The organism is Mesorhizobium sp. M0207 (assembly GCF_040321995.1).
Lineage (GTDB): Bacteria > Pseudomonadota > Alphaproteobacteria > Rhizobiales > Rhizobiaceae > Mesorhizobium.
Window position 1 is genome coordinate 43,942 of sequence record NZ_JAMYSQ010000021.1, and the last position, 24,305, is coordinate 68,246.

The following is a 24,305-nucleotide window of genomic DNA, read 5'->3' on the forward strand; positions in this document are numbered from 1 at the left end:
AGGATCGAGCGCACGTCCGTCGTTATTTGGCGCTTCGTGCGTCGATCAGATCCGCGGTCGTATGGCTTAGGCGATCGGCAAGAACCCGCAATATCTCGATGGTCATTTCCGGGAACTCCCTCATAAGCCTCAGGAAATGATCCTTGCGGATTCTCAGGGCTTCCAGCGGACTTGCCGCTCTGACGGTGGCAGTGCGGGAGCTGTTGCACAATATGGCGATCTCGCCAACGATCGAATTTGGCTCCAGTTCGGCAACTTTTATCGGTCCGCTGTCGGAATCGACAAGAATATCCGCTCTGCCTGAAAGGATGACATAGGCGGCGTCTCCCTCGTCGCCCTGCCGGAAAAGGATCTGGCCGGCGCTGTAGCTCACACGATCGGATGTGAACGCAAGCAGCTTGAGCTTTGTCGGCTCGATGGCAGAGAACAAGGGAACGCGTTGCAGCATTCCAACTTCATCCTTGAGCAGCATTGTCGCAAACCTTCCAAAATTCGCGTTTGCCAGACTAGAGCAACGGACGCCCCGATGGAATCAATTCTCTTTCCGGGATGGCGAGACAAACCACGCGAAAGGTGGCGAGCCCGATGTCGTGCACCGGCAGAATGATCCCATCTGAATATCCGTTGCTCTATGACAACAGTTCCTTGAAGATACCGTTCCCTGCCAAAAGTGTCTCGTGTGTTCCGTCTTCCGCCAATTGACCCGAGTCGAAGACGATAACGCGATCGAACATCATCGCCATTGCCGGACTCGTCACGACCCACACAATTGCCGGCGAATGGCCGTCGCGCCTGGCTTCCTCGAGCACATTTCGCAGCACCTTATCCTGCATGCGCTGATCGAGCGCCGACAGCGGCCGGTTGAGAATGAGAAAATCGGGACGCTTGAGCAAGGCTCGGGCAACATCGAGCTTCTGTCGCTGTCCACCGGTCAGCCGCCTGCCGCCGGAGCCGACGTTGAAGTCCAGGCCGACATCCAGAAGTTCGCCATAAAGCCCCAGTTCGTCAAGAATGTCATAGACGATGGAGCGTATGCGGTCGGGCGCGTCGGGATGATTGTTGCCCACACGCCCGAACAGGACATTATCCATGACGGTGGCCGCGGCAATGTATTTGGCAGGATCATACCGTTCGACCGCATTGTGCAGCTCGGGCGGCAGGTCTTCATAGAACCGGTTGCGTGCAGCGACGATCTTGCTCATCAGCTCGTCGCTCAGCAGGCCGAAGCGGTGCCGGGGCTCGATGTAGGCAAAGCTCAAGGTAACGATCATGGCGCGATCGTTTTCCGAAACCGCCTCGTAGGGACGGTTCTTGAGCCGTTGCAGCAAGGTTTCGTAGGCGGGTATCTCCTCCGCGCTCATGAAGGCGAGCTGCTGGAAGAACTGGTGATCGGGCGGCAGGTCGGCAAACAGCTCGATCGCCTGTTTGGCGATCTCCAAGCCCATTTCGTAGAGCGTTCGGTCGAGGCCGGCTTGCCTCAGCACGGAAGCAAAATAGGGATTGGCCGCCAGGGCCCTGTCGGCCAGTTCGGGGCCGGCGGCAGCGCCGAAGAGCAGGTTTTGGCCGATCGTTGCTTCCTTGTTGTAGGCGCCCGGTTCGAAAGGAACCACCAGTCCGCTCAGCCCCTCTTGTTCCAGCCGGGTCCGCAGCGCCGCACGCAGTTCGACGATCCGCCTGGCAAGCTCCGTGTGACGCGTGAGGTCGGCCGAAGAGCGCAAGCCGAGATCCAGAATGTCACGCGACAGAACAACCGCGTCGAGCACCCGGCGCACGGCTTCAAAGAGGTCGTGCGGGCCGGTAGCGCCAGCGGAAGCATAGTTGATCCAGTCGCTGTGGATATCAAGATCCGGATTGCCCGACCGGCGCGCCTCGTGAATGTTCCAGCGTTGCTGATCTGCCGCAGCACCGTCATAAGGCACCGATGTCAGCGGTGCATGCTTCAACCCGTAGAGCAGGTTGTCGCGGAGGCTTGCCTGGAACAGGAAAACATCCGACGAGGCATACGACATGCGCCGGCCGGTTACTGCTTCGGGGAGTTCAAGCAGGTCGTCGGTGCCCGAAGCGACCCTTCCGCTGTCCGGCCAGGTCAGCCGCGCGAAGGCTTCTGCAAGCGCCTCCGCTCCACCTGTTGCGGTACTGACCAGTGCCACCGTCTCACCCGGCTTGACCTGGAGGGAGATACGGTTGAGGAGCATTGCACCACCATCGTCTGCTACGGACAGATTGATCGCCGACAGCGGCTTGGTCATCGGATCGGGATCGTCGATCGTCAATGCCCCGATTTTCGGCGCGATGAGACCTTCGACGGTGAACTGTTCAACGACCTGTTGATATTTGACCTGGACATCCTGCCGATCCTGATCCCAGTCGATCAGTTCCTTCATCGGTCCGGGCAGGTCCTTGTAGGCGCCGATCACGGCCACGAGCTGGCCGACGTCCAGCCGCCCCTCGAGGACCAGATACCCGCCGATCATGTAGAACAGAAAGGGCGTGAGCTGCGCGAGAAAATTGTTGAGGAACTTCACCATGAATTTCCATTGGTAAAGATCGAAGCGGATCTTGAAGATGAGCCCGAGCCGGGCAGCTATGTCGGCGCGCTCGTAGTTTGATGTATCGTGGACGTGAACCGCGCCGATGCCGTCGACGATTTCGCCAACCCGGCCCGAAAGCGCGCGCGCGGTCAACTGCCGTTGGCGCCCGAGCACGATCAGCCGCCGCCGCATTCGCGGGATGAGCACGATCTGGATCGCCACGATCACGACCGCTATCATTCCGAGCCAGACGTTCTGGATCATGATGAACAGCATGGCCGTCAGCGCTTGGCCGCCGAGCAGTACCGGCTGCAGGAAGGCGTCGCCGATGAAGCCGCCCAGCGGCTCCACCTCGTCCTTCACCATGGTCGCCACTTCGGCGGATTTCACCCGCTTGAAATAAACCGGCGGAAAACGCAGCACACGGTCGACCAGATCGAAGCGGATACGCCGCAGCATGCGTTCGCCGAGGCGGCCCTTGTAGGTGTTGATGTAGAATTTGAACAGGCCGTTGATGACGACTAGCAAGAGGAACACAAGGCTCAGGGCAAACAGGGTCTCCTTGCGGTCGAGCTGAAAACCGGAGAAGAACTGGACCTCTCCAACGAACGGCAGGTTATAGTGTAGCCTCATGAATGGCTGGGTCGCGCCCGGTTGCTCGAAGCCGCGACCTTGGATCGGTCCGTTGACGATCAGCTTCGGCAGGTCGAAGGACATGAAATACGGGATCATCGAAAGCACGACGATCATCAATATCCAGAGTTGCTGCTTCTTGGTGTGCGTCCAGATATAGCGGGCTAGGCTGGCTTCCATATGCGACTGTGGACCCTTCAGTTGGAAGGATGCAGGATGTAAAAGCACCTGCTGGCGAATGGCGTATCGGCAATTTCTTCATCGCCAACGACAAGCTCGAAGCTGCTGTGCACGGACATTGTCCTGCGCTCAACGATGCAAGAAACCTGCGAGGCGGCGCGATCCAGTTCCGACGCATGGTCGATGGCATCGACATGGGCATTGTTGATCGGCGAAGACAGCGGCTGGCCAAACGGTCCGCGGCTTTCGTAGGGCTTTGGCGAACAGCCGAGCGGCACGAGGCCGCAGCTGCGCGGCTGGTGCTGGCGGATGGACGCCGATGATCCGGACAGATGCAACAGGCTCTCTCCGGCACCGGGCAATAGCCAAGCGGCTTGCAGCATGATCACGTCCGCGGAATCAAACAGTCTTGCGGGAGGCAAGATTGCGTTGTGTCGCCCAAAATCCCAACATACAAGACGAATTATGATGGATGTCACGCAACCACGCAATGCCATGGACTGGCACGAGCAAGCCTTAGACCTCACGCGGGGAATTGCTGCTTATGTCAACTGCCCTCTCGTGGCAGGGCTGGCGCGGGTCGTCGCCAAGCATCCGAAGGCCGATATCGCCAACGCCTTCAACCACAAGCAGGTCGCCTGCAAGATGTGGGCGCTCGACAGGCTGTTCGAAAGCGGCGGCGGCCGCTTCGGACGCATATGGGTTCTGGGTGGATGGTACGGCGTATTGCCGGCAATGCTTTTCAACGACGCCCGCTTCGACATCGCGGCGGTCGATAGCATCGACATCGATCCCGAAGTCGCGCCGGTCGCCCGGACCCTCAACCGGGAAGCCGGCGACCGGTTCCGGGCGCTGACGGCAGATATGTACGCACTCGACTATGCGGCCGGGCGGCCCGATCTGATGGTCAATACGAGCTGCGAACACATAGCCGATCTGCGCGCCTGGCTTGCTCTGCTTCCGCCGGGCACGAATGTACTGCTGCAATCGAACGATTATTTCAGCGAGCCGACGCACATCAACTGCGTGGCTTCGCTTGCAGCCTTCGAAGAAATGGCGGCGCTACGGGAGGTGCGGTTCTCCGGCGAACTGCCGACAAAAAATTATACGCGCTTCATGCTGATTGGAACTGTTTAACGCATTTCGCCCAAAAGCGCGTAGCGGTTTGGGAAACGACATGCATAAAAACAGGACTTGAAGCGCGTCGCACGAATCTCACCAGGCGCGACGCGCGTTAGAGCATTTGCAGGAAAGTGTGGAAACGGCTTTCCGTCCGGAATTGCGTCAAAACAAAGAGACAGAGCGGTTCTGCGTGAAACGATGAACCGCTCTAGGATCTATCGTCTGTTTAATCATGAACTTTTCCGAAACCGGGCCCCACATTTAGGGACCATGTTCGATGCCGCTCACGCAGGATTTGCGCGGAGCGACGCGCGCCTTCCAGATCGAGACGATGCGCGGATGGCGTCGGTTCCACAAGCGCTTGTTCGATCGCTTGCGCCAAACCTTCAGGCGTCAGGTCCTTTTCCATCAGCACCGTTGCAAGACCGAGTTCTTCGAGCATCAGGGCGCGAACCGTCTGTTCGGTTTCCCCGCCGGCTGCAAATGGGACGAGCAGGGAGCGACAACCCGCGCGCAGGACATCGCAGACCGTGTTGTAACCCGCCTGCGAGACTGACAGGCGGGCGCCGGTCAGCAGGCTGGCGAAATCCTCGCGGAACCGGAAGATGGACAGGCCTGGCGTGGCATCGCGTGCGATCGCGTCAAACTCGTCTTTCGGCAGGTTTGGGCCGGTGATCAAGCACCATTTCCAAGCGTTGTTGGCATTCCGCGCCGCTGCGATGGTGGATCTGACAAGGCTCTTTCCGGCAGCCCCGCCGCCAACCGACACCAGAACGTCGAAGCGCTCGGAGGCCGCGGGCGACGGCGGCGCGGCAACGAGCCCCGTGTAGGTGACCTCGGCCCTGATCGCCCCAGCCAGTGGAAATGTCTTGTCGATGGTTGCGAAAGCCGGATCGCCGTGGACCATAACAAGATCGAAATGCCTGTTGATGAGATCGACCGTTTCCTCGTTTCGGCCCAGCTTGACGCGCTCCTGGAGGATATCACGGACGGACGTCGCCAGCAGCGGTCTGGGCGACGTCGCGTCGATGGCCTCGATCAGCGGCAAGAGTTCGAAACGCATCTGCCGGCGTCCAAATGGAAACGCCTCGACAATGACGATATCAGGCCTGCAATCCCGGAATGCCTGCAGCAGCATCTCTGAACGCCATTTCTTGAAATCATCGTCGATCGGGTTGCCTTGCAGGTCGACAAGTCCCGAAAATCCTTCATCACCGGAGGTGACAGGTGGCAGGGTTACAGATTGTACACCCAGTCCCGGAAACCCGGCGATCGGCGCTCCGCCGGTCACGACGGTAACGTCAAACCCGTCATCGACCAGAGCCGCCGCAATGCGGCTGGCGCGCGCGAGATGGCCGATGCCGAGCAAGTGCTGGACATAGAAGAAAGCGCGCAGCCGCTTCATTCGGCGGCCCGCCACTCCCGCTCGAACAGTTCCTTGAGCTGTCCAATGCTTGCCATGTGATCGAAATTGGCGCGCACGCGCCGCTCTGCGGCGTCGCCGAGGCGGTCGCGGAGCACGGGATCTCGGATCAGGCGCTCCAGCGCCTGTGCCAGGGCAATCGGGTTTTCCGTCGGAACCAGCAACCCGGTTTCATCCGGCGATAAAAGCTCCGGCACGCTGGAAATATCGGTCGACACGCAGGCAAGCCGCTGGCTAGCCGCCTCCACCAGAACATTCGGCAGACCGTCGCGGTCGCCATTTGCGGTGATCCTGCAGGCCAGGGCGAAGATGTCGGCGCGGCGGTAGTGCTCAAGCACCTCCTCCTGCGCAAGAGCGCCTTTCCAAGAGACGCGACCATCCAGGCCGAGCTTTTGCGCCAGCGCCTTGAACCGTTCCAGTTCTTCGCCACCGCCGATATGCTCGAAACGCCACGCCAAATCGCCGGGCAGCAGGGCAAGGGCCTCCAGCAACGTATCGTAACCTTTCTTTTCAACGGCGCGCCCGACACTCAGAACGACAACCGGTTCGTCCGGAGCCGAGCCGTCATGCTGCTTTCGCGCCTTGCCGAAACTGCCGAAGCGATCAAGGTCGAGCCCATGATAGCTCAGATGCACAGACGAGTTGCCGTTAGCGAGTTTTTTCAGACGGTCGAAGCCGGTTTTCGTGCAGGTGACCGTCCAGCGCGCCGAGGAAAGCTTGCCGGCCAGATCCCAGTCCGCCGAAGTCCAGATGTCCTTGGCATGGGCAGAGCAGGTCCAGGGCTGGCCACGAAGCTGACTGGCATAGCGCGTCACCGATGCAGGCGTGTGCGCGAAATGTGCATGCAGCCAGCCCGCGTTTTCCGGCCATTCGGCCGCCAGCACGAGCGCTTGCCCGAAGCGCCGTGCGCGATTGCGCGTAAAGTCGCGGGGCATATCGGCAGCCAGCGATCCGAGCGCGCGCCAGAAGCCCGGACGCAGCACATAGGCAAACAGCGAGCGAAGCACGCGCAGCGGCTCTTCATGCAGATATTCCGGCAAATAATGGACGGGGGCTTTGATCTCGTCATGCACGGGGTGGCGTTTTTCGTCGGTCGGCCGCCTGAGCGCGACGAGTATCAGGTCGAACCCCGCACGCTCAAGACCGAGCAGTTCCTGCGCGATGAAGGTTTCGGACAGCCGCGGATAACCCTTCAGAACCACGACGATCTTGCGATGTTGCAACTCAGGTCATTCCTTCAATGACCGAAAGGTGATGGCCGGCCCGCCGGTCGAGCAGTTCCGCGACGATTTCGGAAATATGAGGCAGCCCTTCGAGCGTCAGATGCGGATTGCTCTGCGATGGGCGGGGCCGGTCCGGCAGCACCTTCAGTGCATCAGCAAACCGCCGGGAATCCTCGGCTTCTTCCGGCAAAAGCATCTCGATGAGGCCGAGTTCGGCTGCGCGCCGTGCCCGGATCAGTTGTTCCCGGCGGGGCTCGACGCGCGGCACGATCAGCGCCGGCTTGTCGAAAGACAGTATCTCGCAATAGGTGTTGTAGCCGCCCATCGCCACTACCGCCTTGGCGCCGGCAATCAGGTCTTCCATGCGGTTGTCGAACTCGATGATCTTGATGTAAGGGATCTTGGACCCCTTCTTGAGCAGCTTGTTGCGCTTGCGCGCCGGCATGTAAGGCCCAAGCACGATCAGGGCTCTATGCTGCAATTGCGGATCCTGCTGATAGGCATCGATGACGTCGTGGATCAGATCGGCGCCGTCACCGCCGCCACCGGTAGTAACGAGGATATAGTCGCCCTCGGGCCGGTGGCCGGGCAACTCGTTCCGCTGCAGGCTCCGTTGCAGGAACCCGACGAACCTCATCTTTGCCCTGACAGCCGGGGGCACATCCAAGCCCGTCAACGGATCGTAGAAATCCGGCGGACCATAGGCCCAGACCTTGTCGTAAAAGACGCCTATCTTGCGCATCACGTCTCTGCGCGCCCACTCTGCTTCGAGCAGATGCGGCGCATCCATCACCTCGCGCAGGCCAAGCACCAGCGTGGTGCCCCGCGTCTTGAGGTAGGACAGCGTGTCCTCAATCTCACCGCGCAGGCCGAGCGGTTCCTTGTCGACGATGAAGATATCGGGCCGGAAGGTCTCAGCTGTATGGCGGATGATCGACTGGCGCATCCTTAGCGTCTCATGCAGATCGATGTCCTTTTCCAGCGAGGTGTATTCGCCGTTGCGCAGCTTGATGACGCTGGGGATCTTCACGAAGTCGACACGGGCGCGGTAATCGAAGGCGCCAGCGATAGTCGCACCCGAAATGATGAGCACCTGAAGTCCGCGGAAATCCTCGACCAGCGAATGCGCGATAGTCCGGCAGCGCTGCAAATGGCCGAGCCCGAACGTGTCGTGGCTGTACATGAGAATTCGAGCGTTTTCTGCGTGCTGGGTCATTGTTGAACGTCTCTTAGAATTCTCGCCTTGAGGACCGTGAGCGACCCGCAGGATTCGAAATCATCCTCGCGGGTCTACCGACCTGTTCTGAAACATGAGGGCGCAATTTTCAATTCGTATTACAAAGAGGGTCCATATGCTGAAACCAGGAAGCTACGTCTGCTCAGCGGCCTGCTTGCCACGTGGTCCAGAAGAACCTGCATCATTTCACTGGTATTGACCATCTCGGATTCTCGGCGGCCTTGACCGCTGCGAAAAACGTGGAAACTCCAGAATGGAATAAGGTATGGGCTGGGTACTTCACTTCGAGCGTCTAAGCCAAGCTCCTAAACCATGATGTGCCTTGGCGGTGGGAAGCCGGAGCGTTGACGGAGTATGGGACACGTTCGAACCGCCTAGATCTTGACTTCTCAGACCAGAATCTAAGGGTCAGGAATTCGACTCTTTTCGGGCGAGCCAATTGAACTCACTAGCTTTTTGGACGCCATGGGCACATGAACTCGCCGATTGCAGGCGTGTCAAAGCTGACCTGTTTACCGCCAACGACAGTGCCGGCCTTCGGGCCAGTATCCGAGTCTTCGATCCCTTTTCCGGTTGTACCGCGCAGGTAATATTCGGCTTCCGCATATATTCGAGATTGAGGGCGAACCGGAAAAAATGTCTTCGTCTTTGACCTCATCCTGCGCATAGGCCCGGGAAATCGGGGCAAGGCCGGTGGCCGAAGCGAGCGTTGCTCCCAGGCCAAACTGCAACGCGCGGCGGCGCGAAACACGAAATGCAGGCGTGACGCGGATCATGGCTTCCTCCCAAAAGCCCGCCGGCATCAAACATTTTGGCACCTCAAAAGCGCACCTGCGCTCCCAACTTCAGGAGATGTGGAATGTTTCTCAATCGCCTTGAATGATCTCACCGATGGTCGAGCAGCTAGGTTTCCTCGACCCTAGCCTGATGTCAGCCGACGCACACTGCGCTGAAGCGCCGCCGGATCTGCCGGCAGCAAAAATCCCGCCGCTGCGGTCGTCCGAAGTACGCTGTCGATAAAATCCAGGACTTTTGCGTATCGATTTCGGACCAAGGTCCGTCTTGTAGAATACTGTATTTGAACAAAGCTAGGTAACAGCCGACTTTCGGATTCGAAAGTCCTGACGTTTTTCATCAGAAACCCATCCTGGCGGGAGGGCGACTCGAAGGAGGAACTATGAAAACGCGCACCTGTCTATTCGCGACTGTAGCCGCTCTCACCCTTGTCGCGTCTCCGGTACTCGCTGCTCCCGGGGGCAATGGCAATGGCAACGGCAATGGCGGCAGCAACGGTAACGGCGGAAACTCGGCCGGGGCCGGCTCGCAGGGACACGGAGCCGCCACTTCCGCCGCGGCCAAGGACAAGTCGACGACCGGCGTTGCTCATGCAATGGCGGTCGTTGCCACGACACCGGCCTCGCCGCAGGCTACGCTGGCCTTGCAGGCAGCGCTGGATAGAAAGGCCGCGAAAGACGCGGCAGACACTGCCGACGACACCTCTGACGAAACCGAGTGAGCATTCGAAACAGACCACTTGTCGCGTTGAAAGCCGTGGTTCGCCGCGGCTTTTTTCGTTTCCCGACGACGAACTCTCAAAGGTGAACAGCGCTTCCAGAAAAAAGCTGCTCCACGGCGGCACTGAAGCTACGCTAAGGCCAAACGCCGCCGCATCGGCGTCGGTTTCGATTGCATTCGAGGAGATCCCATGGCCGGCTTTGTCGACCGCGAGCGCGCAACTGACCTGATGCAGCGCGCCGGCATCGAGGCGCTGGTGCTTTGTGAGCCCGAGGCGTTCCAATATGCCACCGGTGCCTGGATCGGCCCGGCCGGCCTGTTCCGGCGGGCCGGCGCCGGTTTCGTCGTTATTCCCAAGCGAGGCGACCTGCCGATCGGCGTCGTGGTGGCGGATTTCCAGGCTGCCCGGCTCCGGGCGGCGATGGCCGGCGCCGTGCTGCGCACGCATGCGTTCTGGATCGAATCGGCGTCGCTCGAGCCGGCGACGGCCGACCGGCCTGTTGCGCAGCGCATCGAGGCCGGCCTGGTTGGCCGCGCCCCCGGGTTTTCACGTCCGGCGACCTTCGAGCTTGCCCGCTCCGTCCGCGAGCTGAAAACGATCCTCGCAGAATTCGGGCTGGAGCGTGCGACGCTCGGCATCGAGCTGGATTTCGTCTCGGCCAGCGATTTTTCCGCGATGCAGGCAATGTTGCCGGGCACTGCCCTGGTCAACGGCTCGCCGGTTCTCGACAGGCTGCGGGCAATCAAATCGCAGAGCGAGATCGACCTTCTGCAGCAGGGCATCGCCCTGTCGGAAGCCGGCCTGTCGCGGCTGCAGCAGCATGCGACGACCGGCATGCGTCAGTCTGAGCTGGTCGCGCTTTACCGGCAAGGCGTCGCGGATGCATCCGCCGGGTCGTCGCAGCAAATCTCGACGGCGGAATACGTCACGCTGGGCGCTCGCCCAAAAGGCGCCGACGTCGTCGCCGCCGCCGGCGATCCGCTGAAGGCCGACATGGTGTGCAGCGTGAACGGCTATGCCTCGGATATGTCGCGGAATTTCACCTTCGGGCCGCCCTCGCCCGAACAGGCCGAATTGCATGCGATAGCCGAACGCGCCTTCGCCGACGGGCTTGCCGCGCTTATGCCCGGAAAGCCGTTAGCCGCCGTGCATCGCGCCGCCAGCGAAAGCCTGGCGCGCCAGGGCCTGCGTTCCTATCGCCGCGGCCATTTCGGCCACGGCGTCGGCAATTCCGTGTTTTCCGAGCAATGGCCGTTCATCTCGGCCGACAGCAATGTCGTGATCGAGGCCGGCATGGTGCTGGCATTCGAAATCCCGCTCTACATCGACGGTCTCGCCAGCTTCAATCTCGAGGACCAGTTCCTGATCACCGCCAACGGGCCGTCGCCGATGAACCGCCTGCCGAGGCGCCTGGATATTATCGCTTGAATCCAGCCGTTATCTGGCGCCGGCCACGCCCCTGCGGAAATCCGACGGCGACATGCCGGAAAGCTTGCGGAACGACTTGTTGAAGGCACTGAGCGAGCCGAAGCCCGATTCCATGGCGACGCGCAGCACATTGGCATCCTGATGCATCAGCAGCGCCTGCGCGTAGCTGAGGCGCAGCAAGTTCACATATTCATTGAGCGTCATGCCGGTCGATTTCTTGAAGATGCTCATGGCGTATTTGGGATGGATATCGGCCGCCGCGGCGATGTCGACGCAATCGATCTCGTAGAGGAAATTCTCGGCGATGAAGTCGCACATGCGCCCGACATTGCGCAGCGATTGCTGATCGAAGGGACTGCCTATCTCCTGTTCGACCGGGGTTTCGGGCACCAGCCGGTAAGGCTCGAAGCGCACCCGCTCCAGCCGCAGCAAAAGCTCGTTGACGGCATGCTCGGCCTTGACCGGATCGCCGGAGCGGGCATAGCGATTCCAGCGCTCGAAATTGTGGTCGTCCGACCGGTCGGTGGCGTCGGTCACCAGCGTCGCCCCGGTCATCAGCCTGTTGCGGACCTCGACGGGCAAATGCAGCCGGAAGAAATGCACCAGCGGCAAATGCGCGCCGGCATAGATGGCATCATCGGACGCTTCGTCCATCTGGTGCGGCAGGCCGCCCCAGAACAGGCACATGTCACCCGCAGAAAGTGAAAGCCCGTGCCCATCCATGCGGTAATGCACGGCGCCACGCACGATGAAATTCACCTCGACCTGGGCGTGCCAATGCGGCTTTAGCATCACCAGGGGCTGGGTGTGGAACATCTGCAGCAGCAGCGGCAGGCCCTCCACGCTGCTGGCGCCAGGCTGGTAAAACGGCCTTTCCGGCATCTTACTTTCCGCTCATTTCTTATTCCCTTTGTCGCGGACAAGGCTTTCCCGAGGCCTAGTCTAGCCACGCTCGCAAACAGAGAGCAACTGAAATGGGAGGATTTCAATGCGCATAAAATTGACCTGCGCCGCGCTCGCGCTTGCCTTGGGCTCCAGCCCGGCCTTTGCGCAGTCCGGTGAAATCACGATCTGGAGCTGGAATATCGCCGCTTCGTCGCTGAAGGCCACCATAGCGGGCTTCAACAAGCAGTATCCCGACATCAAGGTGACGGTCGAGGACCTTGGCAACCAGCCGACCTACGACAAATCAATCGCCGGCTGTGCCGCCGGCGGCGAGGGGCTGCCTGACATCGTTACGATCGAGAACGGCGAAGCCGAAAACTACTGGAGCCAGTTCCCGGATTGCTTCGTCGACCTGCATACGCTCGGCTACACCGCGGAAGACCAGGCAAAATTCCCCGACTTCAAGCGTACCGAGCTCGAGGTTGACGACAAGGCCTATGCGATGCCCTGGGATTCCGGTCCAGTGGCGATGTTCTACCGCCGCGACTTCTACGAGAAGGCTGGCGTCGATCCGTCCTCGATCAAGACCTGGGACGACTTCATCGCCGCCGCCAAGAAAATCCAGGCCGCCAATCCCGGCGTCACGATGACCAACGCCGATTTCAACGGCGATTCCGAATTCTTCCGCATGATCTCCAACGAGCAGGGTTGCGCCTACTTCTCCGCCGACGGGCAATCGATCACGGTCAACCAGCCCAAATGCGTCGATGCCATGACCAAGATCAAGGAGATGAAGGATGCCGGCATCATTTCCTCTGCCGACTGGAGCACCAAGATCACCAACAACACCGCCGGCAAGGTCGCCACGCAGATGTATGGCGGCTGGTATGAAGGCACCGTGCGCACCGAATCGCCCGATGGAGCAGGCAAATGGGGCGTCTATCTGATGCCGAGCCTGACCGCCGACGGTCCGCGCGCCGCCAATCTCGGCGGCTCCTCGCTCGCCATCACCTCGGTGTCGAAGAACAAGGAAGCCGCCTACGCCTATCTGAAATACACGCTAGGGACGAATGAGGGCCAGATCACCATGCTGAAAGGCTTCGGCTTGGTGCCGTCGCTGATCTCGGCGCTCAACGACCCTTATGTCTCCGAAGGCCTGCCCTATTGGGGCGGCCAAGCCGTGTGGAAGGACATCCTCGGCACCTTGCCCAAGGTCGTCCCCAGCCGCGGCACGCCGTTCCAGAGCGACGCCGAAATCATCATCCGCGCGGTGCAGACCAAATATCTGGCCGGCGGCTATCCCGACGCCAAGGCAGCGCTCGACGATGCCGCAAGCCAGATCGCCGCGGCGACCGGCCTGCCGGTCAAGTCGTGATCTAGACGAGGCGGCTCCGAGCGCGCGGCTCCCCTTCTCCCCTTGTGAGAGAAGGTATCGCCGAAGGCGACGGATGAGGGGTGCTCCAGCTTGGCGCCGGCGGCACTCCGGCCATCACCCCTCAACCGTCTCTGCGCTACGCGCCGATCCACCTTCTCCCACAAGGGGAGAAGGCAAGAACTTGAAAGCAGAAAGGAGGGAAACGATGCGCTACCAGAACGCCACGGCGTATCGCTTTCTCGCGCCGTATCTGCTGATTTTTTCGATCTTCTGGCTGTGGCCGATCATCGATTCCTTCCTGATCTCGTTCCAGGCGACGCGCACCGTGCCGTGGCGCTTCGCGCCGACCTTCAACTGGGGCCGGCTGATCGGCGATCCGGCCTTCTTCAATGCCTTGAAGAACACATTGCTGATCCTTGTCATCCAGGTGCCGGTGATGATTTCGCTGGCGATTGTGATGGCGGTGCTTTTGAATTCGCCACTGCTCAAGGCCCGTGGCCTGTTCCGCTTTGCCTTCTTCGCGCCGGTCGTGGTCGGCGAGGTCGCCTATTCGGCGGTTTTCCGGCTGATGTTCAATCTCGACTACGGTATCATCAACAAGTTGCTGAACGGCATCGGCCTGCCCAGTGTCGACTGGTTTACCAACGTCACCCCGGCGATGGCGGTGATCATGATGGCGGTGACGTGGCGCTGGGCCGGATATAACGCCATCATCCTGCTCGCCGGCCTGCAGTCGATTCCCGAGGATGTATACGAGGCGGCGACCCTGGACCGGGTCAGCAAGGTCAAACAGTTCTTCTACATCACGCTGCCGCTGCTCAAGCCGATCATCGTGTTCTGCGCCGTGCTGTCGATCATCGGCACCATGCAGCTGTTCACCGAGCCCTTCCTGATCACCGAGCGCGGCGGGCCGGGCGGCGGCACCGAAACGCTCGGGCTGCTGCTTTACCGCCAGGGCTTCCGGTCGCTCAATTTCGGCTACGCTTCGGCCGTCGCCTACACCATGGCCGGACTGGCGATTGCCATTTCGCTGGTGCAGATATGGCTGACGAGGGAACCGAAATGACCTCGCACTCAAGAGTCAGCCGCTCCCAGGCCAGATTGGGACGCAGCATCGCGCTGCATCTGTTCCTGACGCCGCTGGCACTGGTCTGGCTGTTTCCGCTGTGGATGATGGTGGTTTTTTCGACGATGCCCGACAACGGCATCTTCAGCCCCGACATCGAGCTTTTGCCGCATGGCAATTTCCTCGACAATGTCAGCAATCTGCAGCGCGGCACCAATTTCATCGGCGCCATCGGCATCTCCGTCTCGGTGGCGGTGACCTATACCTTCCTGTCGGTGATGCTGACCTCGATGGCCGGCTGGGCGCTGGCGCGTTACAACTTCTTCGGCAAGGGCATGGTCGTCGCCATCATCTTCGGCACCATCACGCTGCCCTATGCGGTCGTGCTGATACCGCAATTCATCATGGTGGCGCGCGACTTCAAGCTCGCCAACACCTGGGTGGCGCTGATCGTGCCGCCGCTGTTCAATTCGCTGGGCGTGCTCTTCATGCGGCAGAGTTTTTCGATGATGCCGCACGAGCTGTTCGACGCCGCCAAGGTCGAGGGCGTCAAGGAATGGCGGATATTCCTGTTCGTCGCACTGCCTCTGGCACGGCCGATGCTGGCGGCGCTCGCCATCATCCTCTTCCTTGCCTCCTGGAACAACTATCTCTGGCCGCTGCTGATCAATTCCAAGCCGGGCGCGATGACCGCGCCCGTGGCGCTCGGCACGCTGATCGGTCTCACCAAGGTGTCCTGGGGCGGCATCATGGCGGGCGCGGTGATGCTGACGGCGCCAATGCTCGTCGTGTTCGTGCTTCTGCAGCGCCATTTCGTTGCCGGCATCGCCGCCGGCGCCATCAAGTAAGGATCAGCATGGCGGCAGTCACACTCAAAAACGTCATCAAGCGCTTCGGCGTCTTCGAGATCGTCCACGGTGCCAATATCGACATCGATGATGGCGAATTCGTCGTCTTCGTCGGCCCTTCCGGCTGCGGCAAGTCCACGCTGCTTCGGATGATCGCCGGACTCGAGGACATCAGCGACGGCGAGATCGCCATTGGCGGCAAGGTGGTGAACGACGTCGAGGCGGCCGATCGCGGCATCGCCATGGTGTTCCAGTCCTACGCGCTCTATCCGCACATGACGGTCGAGCAGAACCTGAGCTTCGGCCTGAGAATGACCGGCAACCCCAAGGCAGATACCGAGCGGCGGGTGAAGCGGGCTTCCGAAATCCTGCGCATCGCCGAGCTGATGAAGCGGCGGCCGCGGCAATTGTCGGGCGGCCAGCGCCAGCGCGTCGCCATCGGCCGCGCCATCGTGCGTGAGCCGCAAGTGTTCCTGTTCGACGAACCGCTCAGCAATCTCGATGCCGAGCTCCGGGTGCAGATGCGCGTCGAGATATCGCGCCTTCATAAGGAGCTCGGCGTTACCATGGTCTATGTGACGCACGACCAGACCGAGGCAATGACGCTGGCCGACAGGATCGTCGTGCTCAACGCCGGCAATATCGAGCAGATCGGCGCGCCGCTCGATCTCTACGACGACCCCGCCAACCGCTTCGTTGCCGGCTTCGTCGGCTCGCCGAAAATGAACTTCCTGGCGGCAAAAATGGTCGGGGCCGACAACGGTGCGGCGGTCGTCGAACTGGTCAATCATCGCGGCGCGCGACTGCGCAAGCCGCTTTCGGATGCCTTGCCTGCAACAGGCGGCGATGTTGTGCTTGGCGTGCGGCCGGAGCATTTCTTCGACGCCGGCCAGGGCGATTGCGACCTTACCCTCAAGGCCGACGTCGCCGAGCACTTGGGATCGGTGAGCTATGTCTATGCCAATTCCGGTACCGGGGGCGGACGCGAGGAACTGATCATCGAGCGCGAGGCCTCGCGGCATCGCGCGAACGGCGACGACCTGGTGGTGTCGATCAAAGCCGACCGCTCGCTTCTCTTCGACGCCACCGGCGCACGCGTTCGCTAACCCATCTTTCTTTTGTCCGAACGCGATTGCTCGCGGCCACCCCACGGAGATTTGACATGACGTCCAAACCAGAAAAAGTTCGCTGGGGCATTCTTGGGCCCGGCAACATCGCCAAGGCTTTTGCCGGGGGCGTCGCCCATTCGCGCACCGGCACATTGGTCGCCTTAGGGGCGCGCAATCCCGGCAAGGCGGGGCTCACCGAGGCTTTCCCCGGCGCCCGCATCCTGGACGGCTACGAGGCTTTGGTTGGCGATCCGGATGTCGACGCGATTTATATTTCGACGCCGCATCCGAGCCATGCCGAATGGGCGATCAAGGCGGCCGAGGCCGGAAAGCACGTGCTTTGCGAAAAGCCGCTTGGCCTGACCGCATTCGAAGCCGACGCCATGATCCATGCCGCGCGCAAGGCCGGCACCTTTCTCGGCGAAGCCTTCATGTACCGGCTGCATCCGCAGACGGCCAGGCTGGTCGAGCTGATCAGGGCCGGCGCGATCGGCGACATCAAGATGATCAAATCCAGCTTCGGCTTCGCCATGCCGGGCTTCATGCCGGAGCACCGGCTTTACGCCAAGGATCTCGCCGGCGGCGGCATTCTCGATGTCGGCGGCTATCCCGTCTCGATGGCGCGGCTGATTGCCGGCGCAGCAGTGGGAAAGCCCTTCGCCGAGCCGGACAAAGTCGTCGGCGCTGCGCATCTCGGCCAATCCGGCGTCGACGAATGGGCGTCGGCGCTGTTGCATTTTCCGGGCGGCATCGTCGCGGAAGTGTCCTGCAGCATCTCGCTCGCTCAGGACAATGTCTTGCGTATTGTCGGCAGCAAAGGCCGCATCGAGGTGGCGGATTTCTGGTATGCCGGCGGCCAGCAAGGCGGCACCGGCGAAATCCGCATCATCCGTCCGGGTGACACCGAGGTGGTCGAGGTCACGGAAGACGGCTGGCTGTACGCATTTGAGGTCGACGCCGCCGGCGAGGCCATTCTCGGCGGAAAGCAGGAGTTCGCCTGGCCCGGCATGGGCTGGGCCGACAGTCTCGGCAATCTGCGCGTGCTCGACAAATGGCGGGCCGCGATCGGGCTCGAATACGACATCGAGAAACCGGCAAAGCGCGTCAACACGATCTCCGGACGGAAGCTGCGCTCCGGCGGAACCGCCATCCCCAAGCGCAGCATTCCGGGCCTGCCGCGGCCGGCCTCGTGCCTGGCGCTCGGCTTCGAGGATTTCCGCACCTTTTCGTCGGGCGCCATCCTGCTCGATGCCTATTTCGAGGCCGGCGGCAATCTGTTCGACACCGCCTTCGTCTACGGTTCCGGCTATACCGAGACGCTGCTCGGCCAGTGGCTGAAGAACCGCGGCGTGCGCGAGCAGTCGGTGGTCATCGGCAAGGGCGCGCACTCGCCGCTCTGCTATCCCGACGTCATCGGCAAGCAGCTCACCCAGTCGCTCGAACGGCTGCAGACCGACCATATCGACGTCTATTTCATGCATCGCGACAATCCGGACGTGCCGGTCGACGAATTCGTCGATGCGATGGACCGCGAGGTCAAGGCCGGCCGCATTCGCGGTCCGTTCGGCGGCTCGAACTGGACGATGGAACGCATGGACAAGGCGATTGCCTACGCCGAGCGCACCGGCAAGCAGAAGCCCGGCGCGCTTTCCAACAATTTCTCGCTGGCCGAGATGCTGGAGCCGATCTGGGCAGGCTGCGTCACCTCCTCCAGCGACGAATGGAAGGCCTGGCTTACCGCCCGGCAGATGCCGAATTTCGCCTGGTCGAGCCAGGGCCGCGGCTTCTTCACCGACCGCGCCGGCCGCGACCGGCGCGACAATGAGGAGCTGGTCCGGGTCTGGTATTCGGAGAGGAATTTCGGCCGTCGCGACCGCGCCATCGAGCTCGCCAGACGGCTGGGCAAAAGCCCGATCCACGTCGCGCTCGCCTATGTGCTGGCGCAGCCGTTTCCGTCCGTCCCGCTGATCGGACCGCGCACGCTCGACGAATTGGAAGACAGCCTCCAGGCGCTCGACATTTCACTTTCGCCGGACGATCTTGCATGGCTGGATAGCGGTTCGGATCAGGCCCGCGCGCGGGCCTGACGGCAGCGGCAGTCGCTTCGGCCTACGCTGCGCCCTTAGCTTCCGGACTGTTTGCGCTGCCCTCACCCTCTCCCGCAAAGATCCGGGAAAGGGTAAGAATGAGGGCAGCGCAAAGGCCACTGGAAGTTAGGAAGACAGATGCTCGACATCGCACCGACGAAACAGGCGGCCACCTGGCTCGATTCCTTTGCCCGGGCGCTCGAGGCCGGCGACGTCGAGGCGGCAACCAATTTGTTCGTCGAGGACTGCTACTGGCGCGATCTCTTGACCTTCACCTGGAACGTCAGGACGATGGAGGGCCGCGTCGCGATCCGCGACATGCTGGCGGCGACGCTGGCAACGACAAAACCTGCCCGGTGGCAGCTCAGCGGCGAAGCGACTTCGGACGAAGGCACGATCGAAGCCTGGTTTTCTTTCGAGACGTCATCGGCGTGGGGCCAAGGCATCATGCGCCTCAGGGACGGCAAATGCCGGACACTGTTTACCGCGATGAGCGATCTCAAGGGGTTTGAGGAGCGCAAGGGCCCGGCGCGGCCGCAGGGCGTCCGCCACAAGGCGGATCCGGAACGCGAGACCTGGCTGGAGGCGAGGCGCCGCGAGGCGCGTGACCTCGGCGTTAGCCAACAGCCCTACTGCCTGGTCATCGGCGGCGGCCAGGGCGGCATCATGCTCGGGGCGCGGCTCAGGCAATTGGGCGTGCCGGCCATAGTCATCGAGAAGAACGCCCAGGCCGGCGATTCCTGGCGCAATCGCTACCGCTCGCTCGTGCTGCACGACCCGGTCTGGTACGACCATCTGCCCTACATCCCGTTTCCCGAGAACTGGCCCGTGTTCACGCCCAAGGACAAGATGGGCGACTGGCTGGAGATGTATACGCGCGTCATGGAGCTCAACTACTGGACCTCCACGACATGCGTGAGCGCGTCCTATGACGAGACCGAAAAGGTCTGGACGGTCGAGCTCGACCGCGCCGGCGAGCGCATCACGCTAAAGCCGAAGCATATCGTCTTTGCGACCGGCGCCTATGGCCCGCCCAGGCGCATCGACCTGCCGGGTGCCGATGTCTTCAACGGCGAAATCCTGCATTCCAGCCAGTATTCCAGCGGCGAGAAATTCCGCGGCAAAAAGGTCGCCGTCATCGGCGCCGCAAGTTCCGGCCATGACGTCAGCGTCGACCTCTGGGAGAGCGGCGCCCAGGTGACGATGGTCCAGCGCTCGCCGACGACGGTGGTCAAGTCGGACACGCTGATGGAGATCGGTTTCGAGATCTTTTCGGAAAAGGCGCTGGCCCGCGGCATCACCACCGAGAAGGCCGACATGATCGTCGCCTCGACGCCGTTCGCGCTGCTGCCGCAAGGCCAGCGGGCGCTTTACGACATCATCAAGGCGCGCGACGCGGCCTTCTACGATCGTTTGCGCGGCGCCGGCTTCGCCATCGATTTCGGCGACGACGAGACCGGGCTCCTGATGAAGGCCTACCGCACCGGCTCGGGCTTCTACATCGATGTCGGCGCTTGCGACCTGATCATCGACGGCGAGATCGGCATCCGCAGCGGCGTCGGGATCAAGTCGCTGACGCCGACAGGCATCCTCTTCGACGACGGCACCGAACTGGAGGCCGACGCAATCATCGCCTGCACCGGCTATCTCTCGATGAACGAAACGGTGGCGGCGATCGTCTCGCGCGAAGTCGCCAACAAGGTCGGCCCGTGCTGGGGGATTGGCTCGGGCGTGAAAGGCGACCCGGGTCCATGGCAAGGCGAATTGCGCAACATGTGGAAGCCGACGGCACAGGAAGCGCTGTGGTTCCACGGCGGCAATCTGGCGCTGTCGCGCTTCTATTCGAAGTTCGTCGCGCTGCAGATCAAGGCGAGGATGGAAGGCATTGCGACGCCGGTTTATGGAGCGGCGGGGCGGTGAAGCTGTGATCTCCCCCCTCGAGGAGGAGATGGCCGGCAGGCCAGAGGGGGTCGCCGCGCGTCGAGCGCCAGCCTCCATCCGTTGCAGGAAGACGAGCCCGGTCGAACCGACCCCCTCTGTCGCCTTCGGCGACATCTCCCCCTCAAGGGGGGAGATCACCCACGCCCGAAATGCCGGCTCGCCACCTCGACATGCGTGTCGTGCGCATGCGCTTCGAAACGCTCGGTTTCGCCGAGATCGTCCACCGCCTCGTTCGGCCACCAGCTGCCGCCGACCACGATTCCGTCCGAGACCAGCCTTTGCTCGGCGACCAGCGAGGCGCCGACCGAATCGACAAAGGTGAAGCGGCCCGGACGCAGCCGCAGCGCCGCGATGTCGCCGACCGCACCCACCGCCAGCCTGCCGAGATCGGGCCTGGCGATCGCTTCGGCCGGCCGCTGTGTCGCGGCGCGCAGCACCTCGACCAGCGGCATGCCGAGCGCCAGCAGCTTCGACATGCAGACCAGGATGTCGAAGGCCGGCCCGTCGACGCAGTAGAGATGCACGTCGCTGCTGATCACGTCCGGCGCCAGCCCCTCGCCGAGCATCGCCTTGGCCACCTCGAAATCGAACGAGCCCATGCCGTGGCCGATATCGAAGATGACGCCGCGCTCGCGCGCCAGCCGCATGTCCGGCCGCACCGCGCCCGAAGCGAAGACCGGCGCGTTGGGGAACGGCCGGAAGCAGTGGGTGAGAATGTCGCCCTTGCGCAACCGCGGCAGCACTTCCGAGCGGCCCGGCGGCGGCTCGTCTATGTGCGCCATCAGCGGCAGGCCGGCTTTGTCGGCGGCTTCGAGCGCGAGATCGACCGGCGCGATGCCGCTGGTGCCGCCGGCATGGCGACCCGAGCGGACCTTGATGCCGACAACCACGTCCGCGTGCTCGCGAGCCGCCGCTACCGTCTCGCGCGGTTCGCAGAGCCGGAGGTCGCTGCACTCGCCGACCGCCACGGTCTGCGAGAAGCCGAATATGCCGGCAAAGGAAATGTTGACATAGGCCAGGATGCGGACTTTCGAGCGCTCGATGACGTGGCGGCGAAAGCCGAGGAAATTGCCGGCACCGGCACTTCCGGCATCGATGAAGGTGGTGGTGCCGCTCTTTGCGGCGAGCCGGTCGGCATCGACGCCGAGCGACGTGCCGCCCCAATAGACATGGCTGTGCAGGTCGATCAGGCCCGGCGCGACGATCGAGCCCGTGGCATCGATGACGCGGGCGGCACGTTCGAAGGGGATTTCGGTGTCGATCGCGGCGATACGGCCGTCGGCAATCGCCAGATCGCGCTGCGCGTCGAGGCCGGAGGCCGGATCGATGAGGCGGCCGCCTTTTATCAGGAGATCGAATTGCATCGCGCCTGTCTCCATTTTCCCGTCAGGCCGGCCTGTAGGCAACGGCCTCGACCTCGATCTTGATGTCGATCATCAGCAGCGACTCCACTGTCGTGCGCGCCGGCGGGTCTTTCGGGAAATGCCTGGCATAGACGGTGTTGAAGATGCCGAAATCGCGGGCGTCTTCGAGCCAGACCGTCGTCTTGACTACGTCGTCGAGGGTACAGCCGGCCAGCGCCAGTGCCGCCTTGACGTTCGACAGCACCTGCTCGGTCTGTTCGGCGATGCCGCCCTTGACCACCAGCCCGTCTGTGCCGACCGGCACCTGGCCTGAGACATAGACGAAGTCGCCGGCCCTGACCGCCGGCGACAACGGCACATGGGATTTTCCAAAACACTGCTTGGGCAAGGAGGCCTCCTCTGGAAATCGTTGCGTGACCGAGCGACTTGTCAGCTTGGCGCGAGAGGACGCGGCCTCTCTGCGAGTCTCATCCAACATCTTCGAAGCCTATATCGCTTTGCCGCGAGAGCGCCAGAACGATCACTGCGCTCGGTGATCCTTCGCGCCAGCATCTGGACCCGCGACACCAGCCCGCTCAGCGGTCGATCCGCGTCGACAGGATGATCGACGACGACGTGCGCTCGACTCCGTCCATGGCGCCGATCTGGTCGAGAAGCGTGTCGAGATCCCTGATCGACGGCGCCTCGACGATGACGATCATGTCGAAATTGCCGCTAACCGAGTGCAGCGTGCGAACCGGTGCCAGCGCCTGCAGGCTGCGCACCACCTTGTCGGCAAGCTTGGGGGTGACGGTGAGCAGGACATGCGCCCTGACCAGCCCCTGCTCGTAATCCGGCGACAGCCTGACCCCGTAGCCGGCGATGATGCCGCGCTCTTCCAGCCGCTCGATCCGGCTTTGCACCGTCGTTCGTGAGACGCCGAGCCGCCGCGCCAGTTCTGCGGTCGAGGCGCGCGCATTGGTGCGCAGCAGGGAAAGCAGAGCCTGGTCGGCATCGCTGAGCATTTCGACGAACCTTACCGTCACATTGCCCAAAGAGAGGCTGCGTTTCGTACAATCTCACGCTTCCTTTCGACAGGCAAGCTGCGATTCTAACCGTGAATTTAGCATTGGTGCGAGGGACCGGTCATGAAGGAAATCATCGTCGTCGGCGCCGGCAAGATCGGCTCGACCATTGCCGAGATGCTGGCTTCCACGGGCAACTACCATGTTACGCTCGTCGACCGCTCGGCGGCGCAGCTCGGCGCGGCCGAACTGCCTGAAACGGTCGAGACGCTGGAACTCGACATCGAAGCCGCCGGCACCCTCGAATCGGCCCTGGCCGGCAAATTCGCGGTGCTCAGCGCGGCGCCCTTCCATCTGACCACGCGCATCGCCGAGGCGGCGGCCAGCGCCGGCGTGCACTATCTCGATCTGACCGAAGACGTTGTCAGCACCAGGCGGGTCAAGGAACTGGCGCGTTCCGGCAGCAGCGCCTTCATCCCGCAATGCGGTCTGGCGCCCGGCTTCATCTCGATCGTTGCCAACGATCTCGCCAGCCGCTTCGACACGCTGGAAAGCGTGCGCATGCGGGTCGGCGCGCTGCCGCAATACCCGTCGAATGCGCTGAACTACAATCTGACCTGGAGCACCGACGGCGTCATCAACGAATATTGCGAGCCTTGCGAGGCGATCGTCGAAGGCGAGCTGATCGAAGTGCCGCCGCTGGAGGAGCGTGAAGAATTCTCGCTCGACGGCGTCACCTACGAGGCGTTCAACACCTCGGGCGGGCTGGGCACGCTGGCCGAAACGCTGAAGGGCAAGGTGCGCACGCTGAACTATCGCACCATCCGCTATCCCGGCCATGCCGCGATCATGAAGGCGCTGCTCAACGACCTCGGCCTGCGCCACCGCCGCGACATGCTGAAGGACATTTTCGAAAGCGCCCTGCCGGCAACGCTGCAGGACGTGGTTATCGTCTTCGTCACCGTCAGCGGCCGCAAGAACGGCCGTCTGCTGCAGGAGACCTACGCCAACAAGATCTACGCCAGGCGCGACGGCGAAACGGTGCGCAGCGCCATCCAGATCACCACCGCATCGGCCATCTGCGCGGTGCTCGACATGCTCGCCGACGGCAGCTTGCCGGCCAGGGGCTTCATCAAGCAGGAGGACATCGCGCTCGACGCGTTCCTGGCCAACCGCTTCGGCCGCGCCTATGCGCAGCACGAGATGGTTAGCCGGCTTGCGGGGTGAGCTGCGTAATCTCCCCCCTCGAGGGGGAGATGTCGCCGAAGGCGACAGAGGGGGTCGCCTCGCGTAGAGCGTCAACCTCCATCTGTCGCAAGGGAGGTCGCATCCA

At 62.2% G+C, this 24,305-nt stretch carries 20 protein-coding genes and 1 pseudogene; 10 read left to right on the plus strand and 11 right to left on the minus strand.

The window, feature by feature from the left end; all coding sequences use genetic code 11:
- Positions 1–22 precede the first annotated feature (22 nt).
- From NKJ15_RS24180 to NKJ15_RS24190, 3 genes are all read right to left on the minus strand, one after another.
- The gene (locus NKJ15_RS24180; RefSeq protein ID WP_023675957.1) at positions 23–472 is read right to left on the minus strand and encodes a cyclic nucleotide-binding domain-containing protein; all 450 of its coding nucleotides are present in this window, start codon (positions 470–472) and stop codon (positions 23–25) included.
- Positions 473–629: 157 nt separating this feature from the next.
- Complete coding sequence (locus NKJ15_RS24185; RefSeq protein WP_352500819.1) at positions 630–3,344, minus strand: ABC transporter transmembrane domain-containing protein; 2,715 nt, start codon at positions 3,342–3,344, stop codon at positions 630–632.
- A 17-nt stretch (positions 3,345–3,361) separates the two neighbouring features.
- Entirely contained in the window at positions 3,362–3,727 is a 366-nt protein-coding gene (locus NKJ15_RS24190; RefSeq protein WP_352470896.1) for a hypothetical protein, read from the minus strand.
- Between the two features lie 85 nt (positions 3,728–3,812).
- Here NKJ15_RS24190 and NKJ15_RS24195 point away from each other — a divergent pair, with 85 nt between their 5' ends.
- Positions 3,813–4,481: a class I SAM-dependent methyltransferase gene (locus tag NKJ15_RS24195; protein WP_352450272.1), complete on the plus strand. Its 669-nt coding sequence runs from the start codon at positions 3,813–3,815 to the stop codon at positions 4,479–4,481.
- A gap of 211 nt (positions 4,482–4,692) precedes the next feature.
- Here the strand turns inward: NKJ15_RS24195 and NKJ15_RS24200 are convergent, their stop codons facing one another.
- From NKJ15_RS24200 to NKJ15_RS24215, 4 genes and pseudogenes are all read right to left on the minus strand, one after another.
- Positions 4,693–5,871 (minus strand): glycosyltransferase family protein, encoded by a 1,179-nt coding sequence (locus tag NKJ15_RS24200; RefSeq protein ID WP_023675953.1) that lies wholly within the window; start codon positions 5,869–5,871, stop codon positions 4,693–4,695.
- A complete protein-coding gene (locus NKJ15_RS24205; RefSeq protein ID WP_352818001.1) occupies positions 5,868–7,112 on the minus strand; it encodes a glycosyltransferase in 1,245 nt (414 codons plus the stop codon). Before NKJ15_RS24205 ends, NKJ15_RS24200 begins: the two co-directional genes overlap by 4 nt.
- A 1-nt stretch (position 7,113) precedes the next feature.
- Positions 7,114–8,328 (minus strand): glycosyltransferase family protein, encoded by a 1,215-nt coding sequence (locus tag NKJ15_RS24210; RefSeq protein WP_352450264.1) that lies wholly within the window; start codon positions 8,326–8,328, stop codon positions 7,114–7,116.
- Between the two features lie 493 nt (positions 8,329–8,821).
- Positions 8,822–9,125: pseudogene (locus NKJ15_RS24215) on the minus strand (ferritin-like domain-containing protein); the annotation flags it as partial.
- A 401-nt stretch (positions 9,126–9,526) separates the two neighbouring features.
- Here NKJ15_RS24215 and NKJ15_RS24220 point away from each other — a divergent pair.
- Together NKJ15_RS24220 and NKJ15_RS24225 are read left to right on the plus strand one after the other, a co-directional pair.
- Complete coding sequence (locus tag NKJ15_RS24220) at positions 9,527–9,865, plus strand: hypothetical protein (RefSeq protein WP_023675950.1); 339 nt, start codon at positions 9,527–9,529, stop codon at positions 9,863–9,865.
- Between the two features lie 189 nt (positions 9,866–10,054).
- Complete coding sequence (locus NKJ15_RS24225; RefSeq protein WP_352818004.1) at positions 10,055–11,293, plus strand: M24 family metallopeptidase; 1,239 nt, start codon at positions 10,055–10,057, stop codon at positions 11,291–11,293.
- 9 nt (positions 11,294–11,302) lie between these two features.
- Here NKJ15_RS24225 and NKJ15_RS24230 read toward each other — a convergent pair whose 3' ends face one another.
- Positions 11,303–12,175 (minus strand): helix-turn-helix domain-containing protein, encoded by an 873-nt coding sequence (locus tag NKJ15_RS24230; protein ID WP_023675948.1) that lies wholly within the window; start codon positions 12,173–12,175, stop codon positions 11,303–11,305.
- 106 nt (positions 12,176–12,281) lie between these two features.
- Here NKJ15_RS24230 and NKJ15_RS24235 point away from each other — a divergent pair, with 106 nt between their 5' ends.
- The 6 genes from NKJ15_RS24235 to NKJ15_RS24260 all read left to right on the plus strand — a co-directional run bounded on the left by NKJ15_RS24235 (position 12,282) and on the right by NKJ15_RS24260 (position 20,583).
- The gene (locus tag NKJ15_RS24235) at positions 12,282–13,553 is read left to right on the plus strand and encodes an extracellular solute-binding protein (RefSeq protein WP_352818007.1); all 1,272 of its coding nucleotides are present in this window, start codon (positions 12,282–12,284) and stop codon (positions 13,551–13,553) included.
- Positions 13,554–13,758: 205 nt separating this feature from the next.
- Positions 13,759–14,619 carry a carbohydrate ABC transporter permease gene (locus NKJ15_RS24240; RefSeq protein ID WP_023675946.1) on the plus strand — a complete coding sequence of 287 codons (861 nt, stop codon included), beginning with the start codon at positions 13,759–13,761 and terminating at the stop codon, positions 14,617–14,619.
- A complete protein-coding gene (locus NKJ15_RS24245; protein ID WP_023675945.1) occupies positions 14,616–15,467 on the plus strand; it encodes a carbohydrate ABC transporter permease in 852 nt (283 codons plus the stop codon). The genes NKJ15_RS24240 and NKJ15_RS24245 overlap by 4 nt, the downstream gene beginning before the upstream one ends.
- A gap of 8 nt (positions 15,468–15,475) precedes the next feature.
- On the plus strand, positions 15,476–16,573 hold the full coding sequence (locus tag NKJ15_RS24250; RefSeq protein ID WP_352541928.1) for an ABC transporter ATP-binding protein: 1,098 nt from the start codon (positions 15,476–15,478) through the stop codon (positions 16,571–16,573).
- Between the two features lie 56 nt (positions 16,574–16,629).
- A complete protein-coding gene (locus NKJ15_RS24255; RefSeq protein WP_352818010.1) occupies positions 16,630–18,663 on the plus strand; it encodes an aldo/keto reductase in 2,034 nt (677 codons plus the stop codon).
- Positions 18,664–18,801: 138 nt separating this feature from the next.
- Positions 18,802–20,583 (plus strand): NAD(P)-binding domain-containing protein, encoded by a 1,782-nt coding sequence (locus tag NKJ15_RS24260; RefSeq protein ID WP_352818013.1) that lies wholly within the window; start codon positions 18,802–18,804, stop codon positions 20,581–20,583.
- Positions 20,584–20,738: 155 nt separating this feature from the next.
- Here NKJ15_RS24260 and NKJ15_RS24265 read toward each other — a convergent pair whose 3' ends face one another.
- The 3 genes from NKJ15_RS24265 to NKJ15_RS24275 all read right to left on the minus strand — a co-directional run bounded on the left by NKJ15_RS24265 (position 20,739) and on the right by NKJ15_RS24275 (position 22,972).
- The gene (locus NKJ15_RS24265) at positions 20,739–21,968 is read right to left on the minus strand and encodes an amidohydrolase/deacetylase family metallohydrolase (RefSeq protein WP_352818016.1); all 1,230 of its coding nucleotides are present in this window, start codon (positions 21,966–21,968) and stop codon (positions 20,739–20,741) included.
- A gap of 22 nt (positions 21,969–21,990) precedes the next feature.
- A complete protein-coding gene (locus tag NKJ15_RS24270; protein ID WP_352818018.1) occupies positions 21,991–22,356 on the minus strand; it encodes a RidA family protein in 366 nt (121 codons plus the stop codon).
- A 187-nt stretch (positions 22,357–22,543) separates the two neighbouring features.
- A complete protein-coding gene (locus tag NKJ15_RS24275; RefSeq protein ID WP_352770106.1) occupies positions 22,544–22,972 on the minus strand; it encodes an Lrp/AsnC family transcriptional regulator in 429 nt (142 codons plus the stop codon).
- Between the two features lie 123 nt (positions 22,973–23,095).
- Here NKJ15_RS24275 and NKJ15_RS24280 point away from each other — a divergent pair, with 123 nt between their 5' ends.
- Positions 23,096–24,199, plus strand: a complete 1,104-nt coding sequence (locus tag NKJ15_RS24280; RefSeq protein ID WP_352818021.1) for a saccharopine dehydrogenase family protein — start codon at positions 23,096–23,098, stop codon at positions 24,197–24,199.
- Positions 24,200–24,305: the final 106 nt, after the last annotated feature.

Coding starts and splice junctions, on each gene's coding strand:
- NKJ15_RS24180 (WP_023675957.1), bottom strand. CDS start 472: ATGCTGCTCAAGGATGAAGTTGGAATGCTGCAACGCGTTCCCTTGTTC.
- NKJ15_RS24185 (WP_352500819.1), bottom strand. CDS start 3,344: ATGGAAGCCAGCCTAGCCCGCTATATCTGGACGCACACCAAGAAGCAG.
- NKJ15_RS24190 (WP_352470896.1), bottom strand. CDS start 3,727: ATGCTGCAAGCCGCTTGGCTATTGCCCGGTGCCGGAGAGAGCCTGTTG.
- NKJ15_RS24195 (WP_352450272.1), top strand. CDS start 3,813: ATGGATGTCACGCAACCACGCAATGCCATGGACTGGCACGAGCAAGCC.
- NKJ15_RS24200 (WP_023675953.1), bottom strand. CDS start 5,871: ATGAAGCGGCTGCGCGCTTTCTTCTATGTCCAGCACTTGCTCGGCATC.
- NKJ15_RS24210 (WP_352450264.1), bottom strand. CDS start 8,328: ATGACCCAGCACGCAGAAAACGCTCGAATTCTCATGTACAGCCACGAC.
- NKJ15_RS24220 (WP_023675950.1), top strand. CDS start 9,527: ATGAAAACGCGCACCTGTCTATTCGCGACTGTAGCCGCTCTCACCCTT.
- NKJ15_RS24225 (WP_352818004.1), top strand. CDS start 10,055: ATGGCCGGCTTTGTCGACCGCGAGCGCGCAACTGACCTGATGCAGCGC.
- NKJ15_RS24230 (WP_023675948.1), bottom strand. CDS start 12,175: ATGCCGGAAAGGCCGTTTTACCAGCCTGGCGCCAGCAGCGTGGAGGGC.
- NKJ15_RS24235 (WP_352818007.1), top strand. CDS start 12,282: ATGCGCATAAAATTGACCTGCGCCGCGCTCGCGCTTGCCTTGGGCTCC.
- NKJ15_RS24240 (WP_023675946.1), top strand. CDS start 13,759: ATGCGCTACCAGAACGCCACGGCGTATCGCTTTCTCGCGCCGTATCTG.
- NKJ15_RS24245 (WP_023675945.1), top strand. CDS start 14,616: ATGACCTCGCACTCAAGAGTCAGCCGCTCCCAGGCCAGATTGGGACGC.
- NKJ15_RS24250 (WP_352541928.1), top strand. CDS start 15,476: ATGGCGGCAGTCACACTCAAAAACGTCATCAAGCGCTTCGGCGTCTTC.
- NKJ15_RS24255 (WP_352818010.1), top strand. CDS start 16,630: ATGACGTCCAAACCAGAAAAAGTTCGCTGGGGCATTCTTGGGCCCGGC.
- NKJ15_RS24260 (WP_352818013.1), top strand. CDS start 18,802: ATGCTCGACATCGCACCGACGAAACAGGCGGCCACCTGGCTCGATTCC.
- NKJ15_RS24265 (WP_352818016.1), bottom strand. CDS start 21,968: ATGCAATTCGATCTCCTGATAAAAGGCGGCCGCCTCATCGATCCGGCC.
- NKJ15_RS24275 (WP_352770106.1), bottom strand. CDS start 22,972: ATGCTCAGCGATGCCGACCAGGCTCTGCTTTCCCTGCTGCGCACCAAT.
- NKJ15_RS24280 (WP_352818021.1), top strand. CDS start 23,096: ATGAAGGAAATCATCGTCGTCGGCGCCGGCAAGATCGGCTCGACCATT.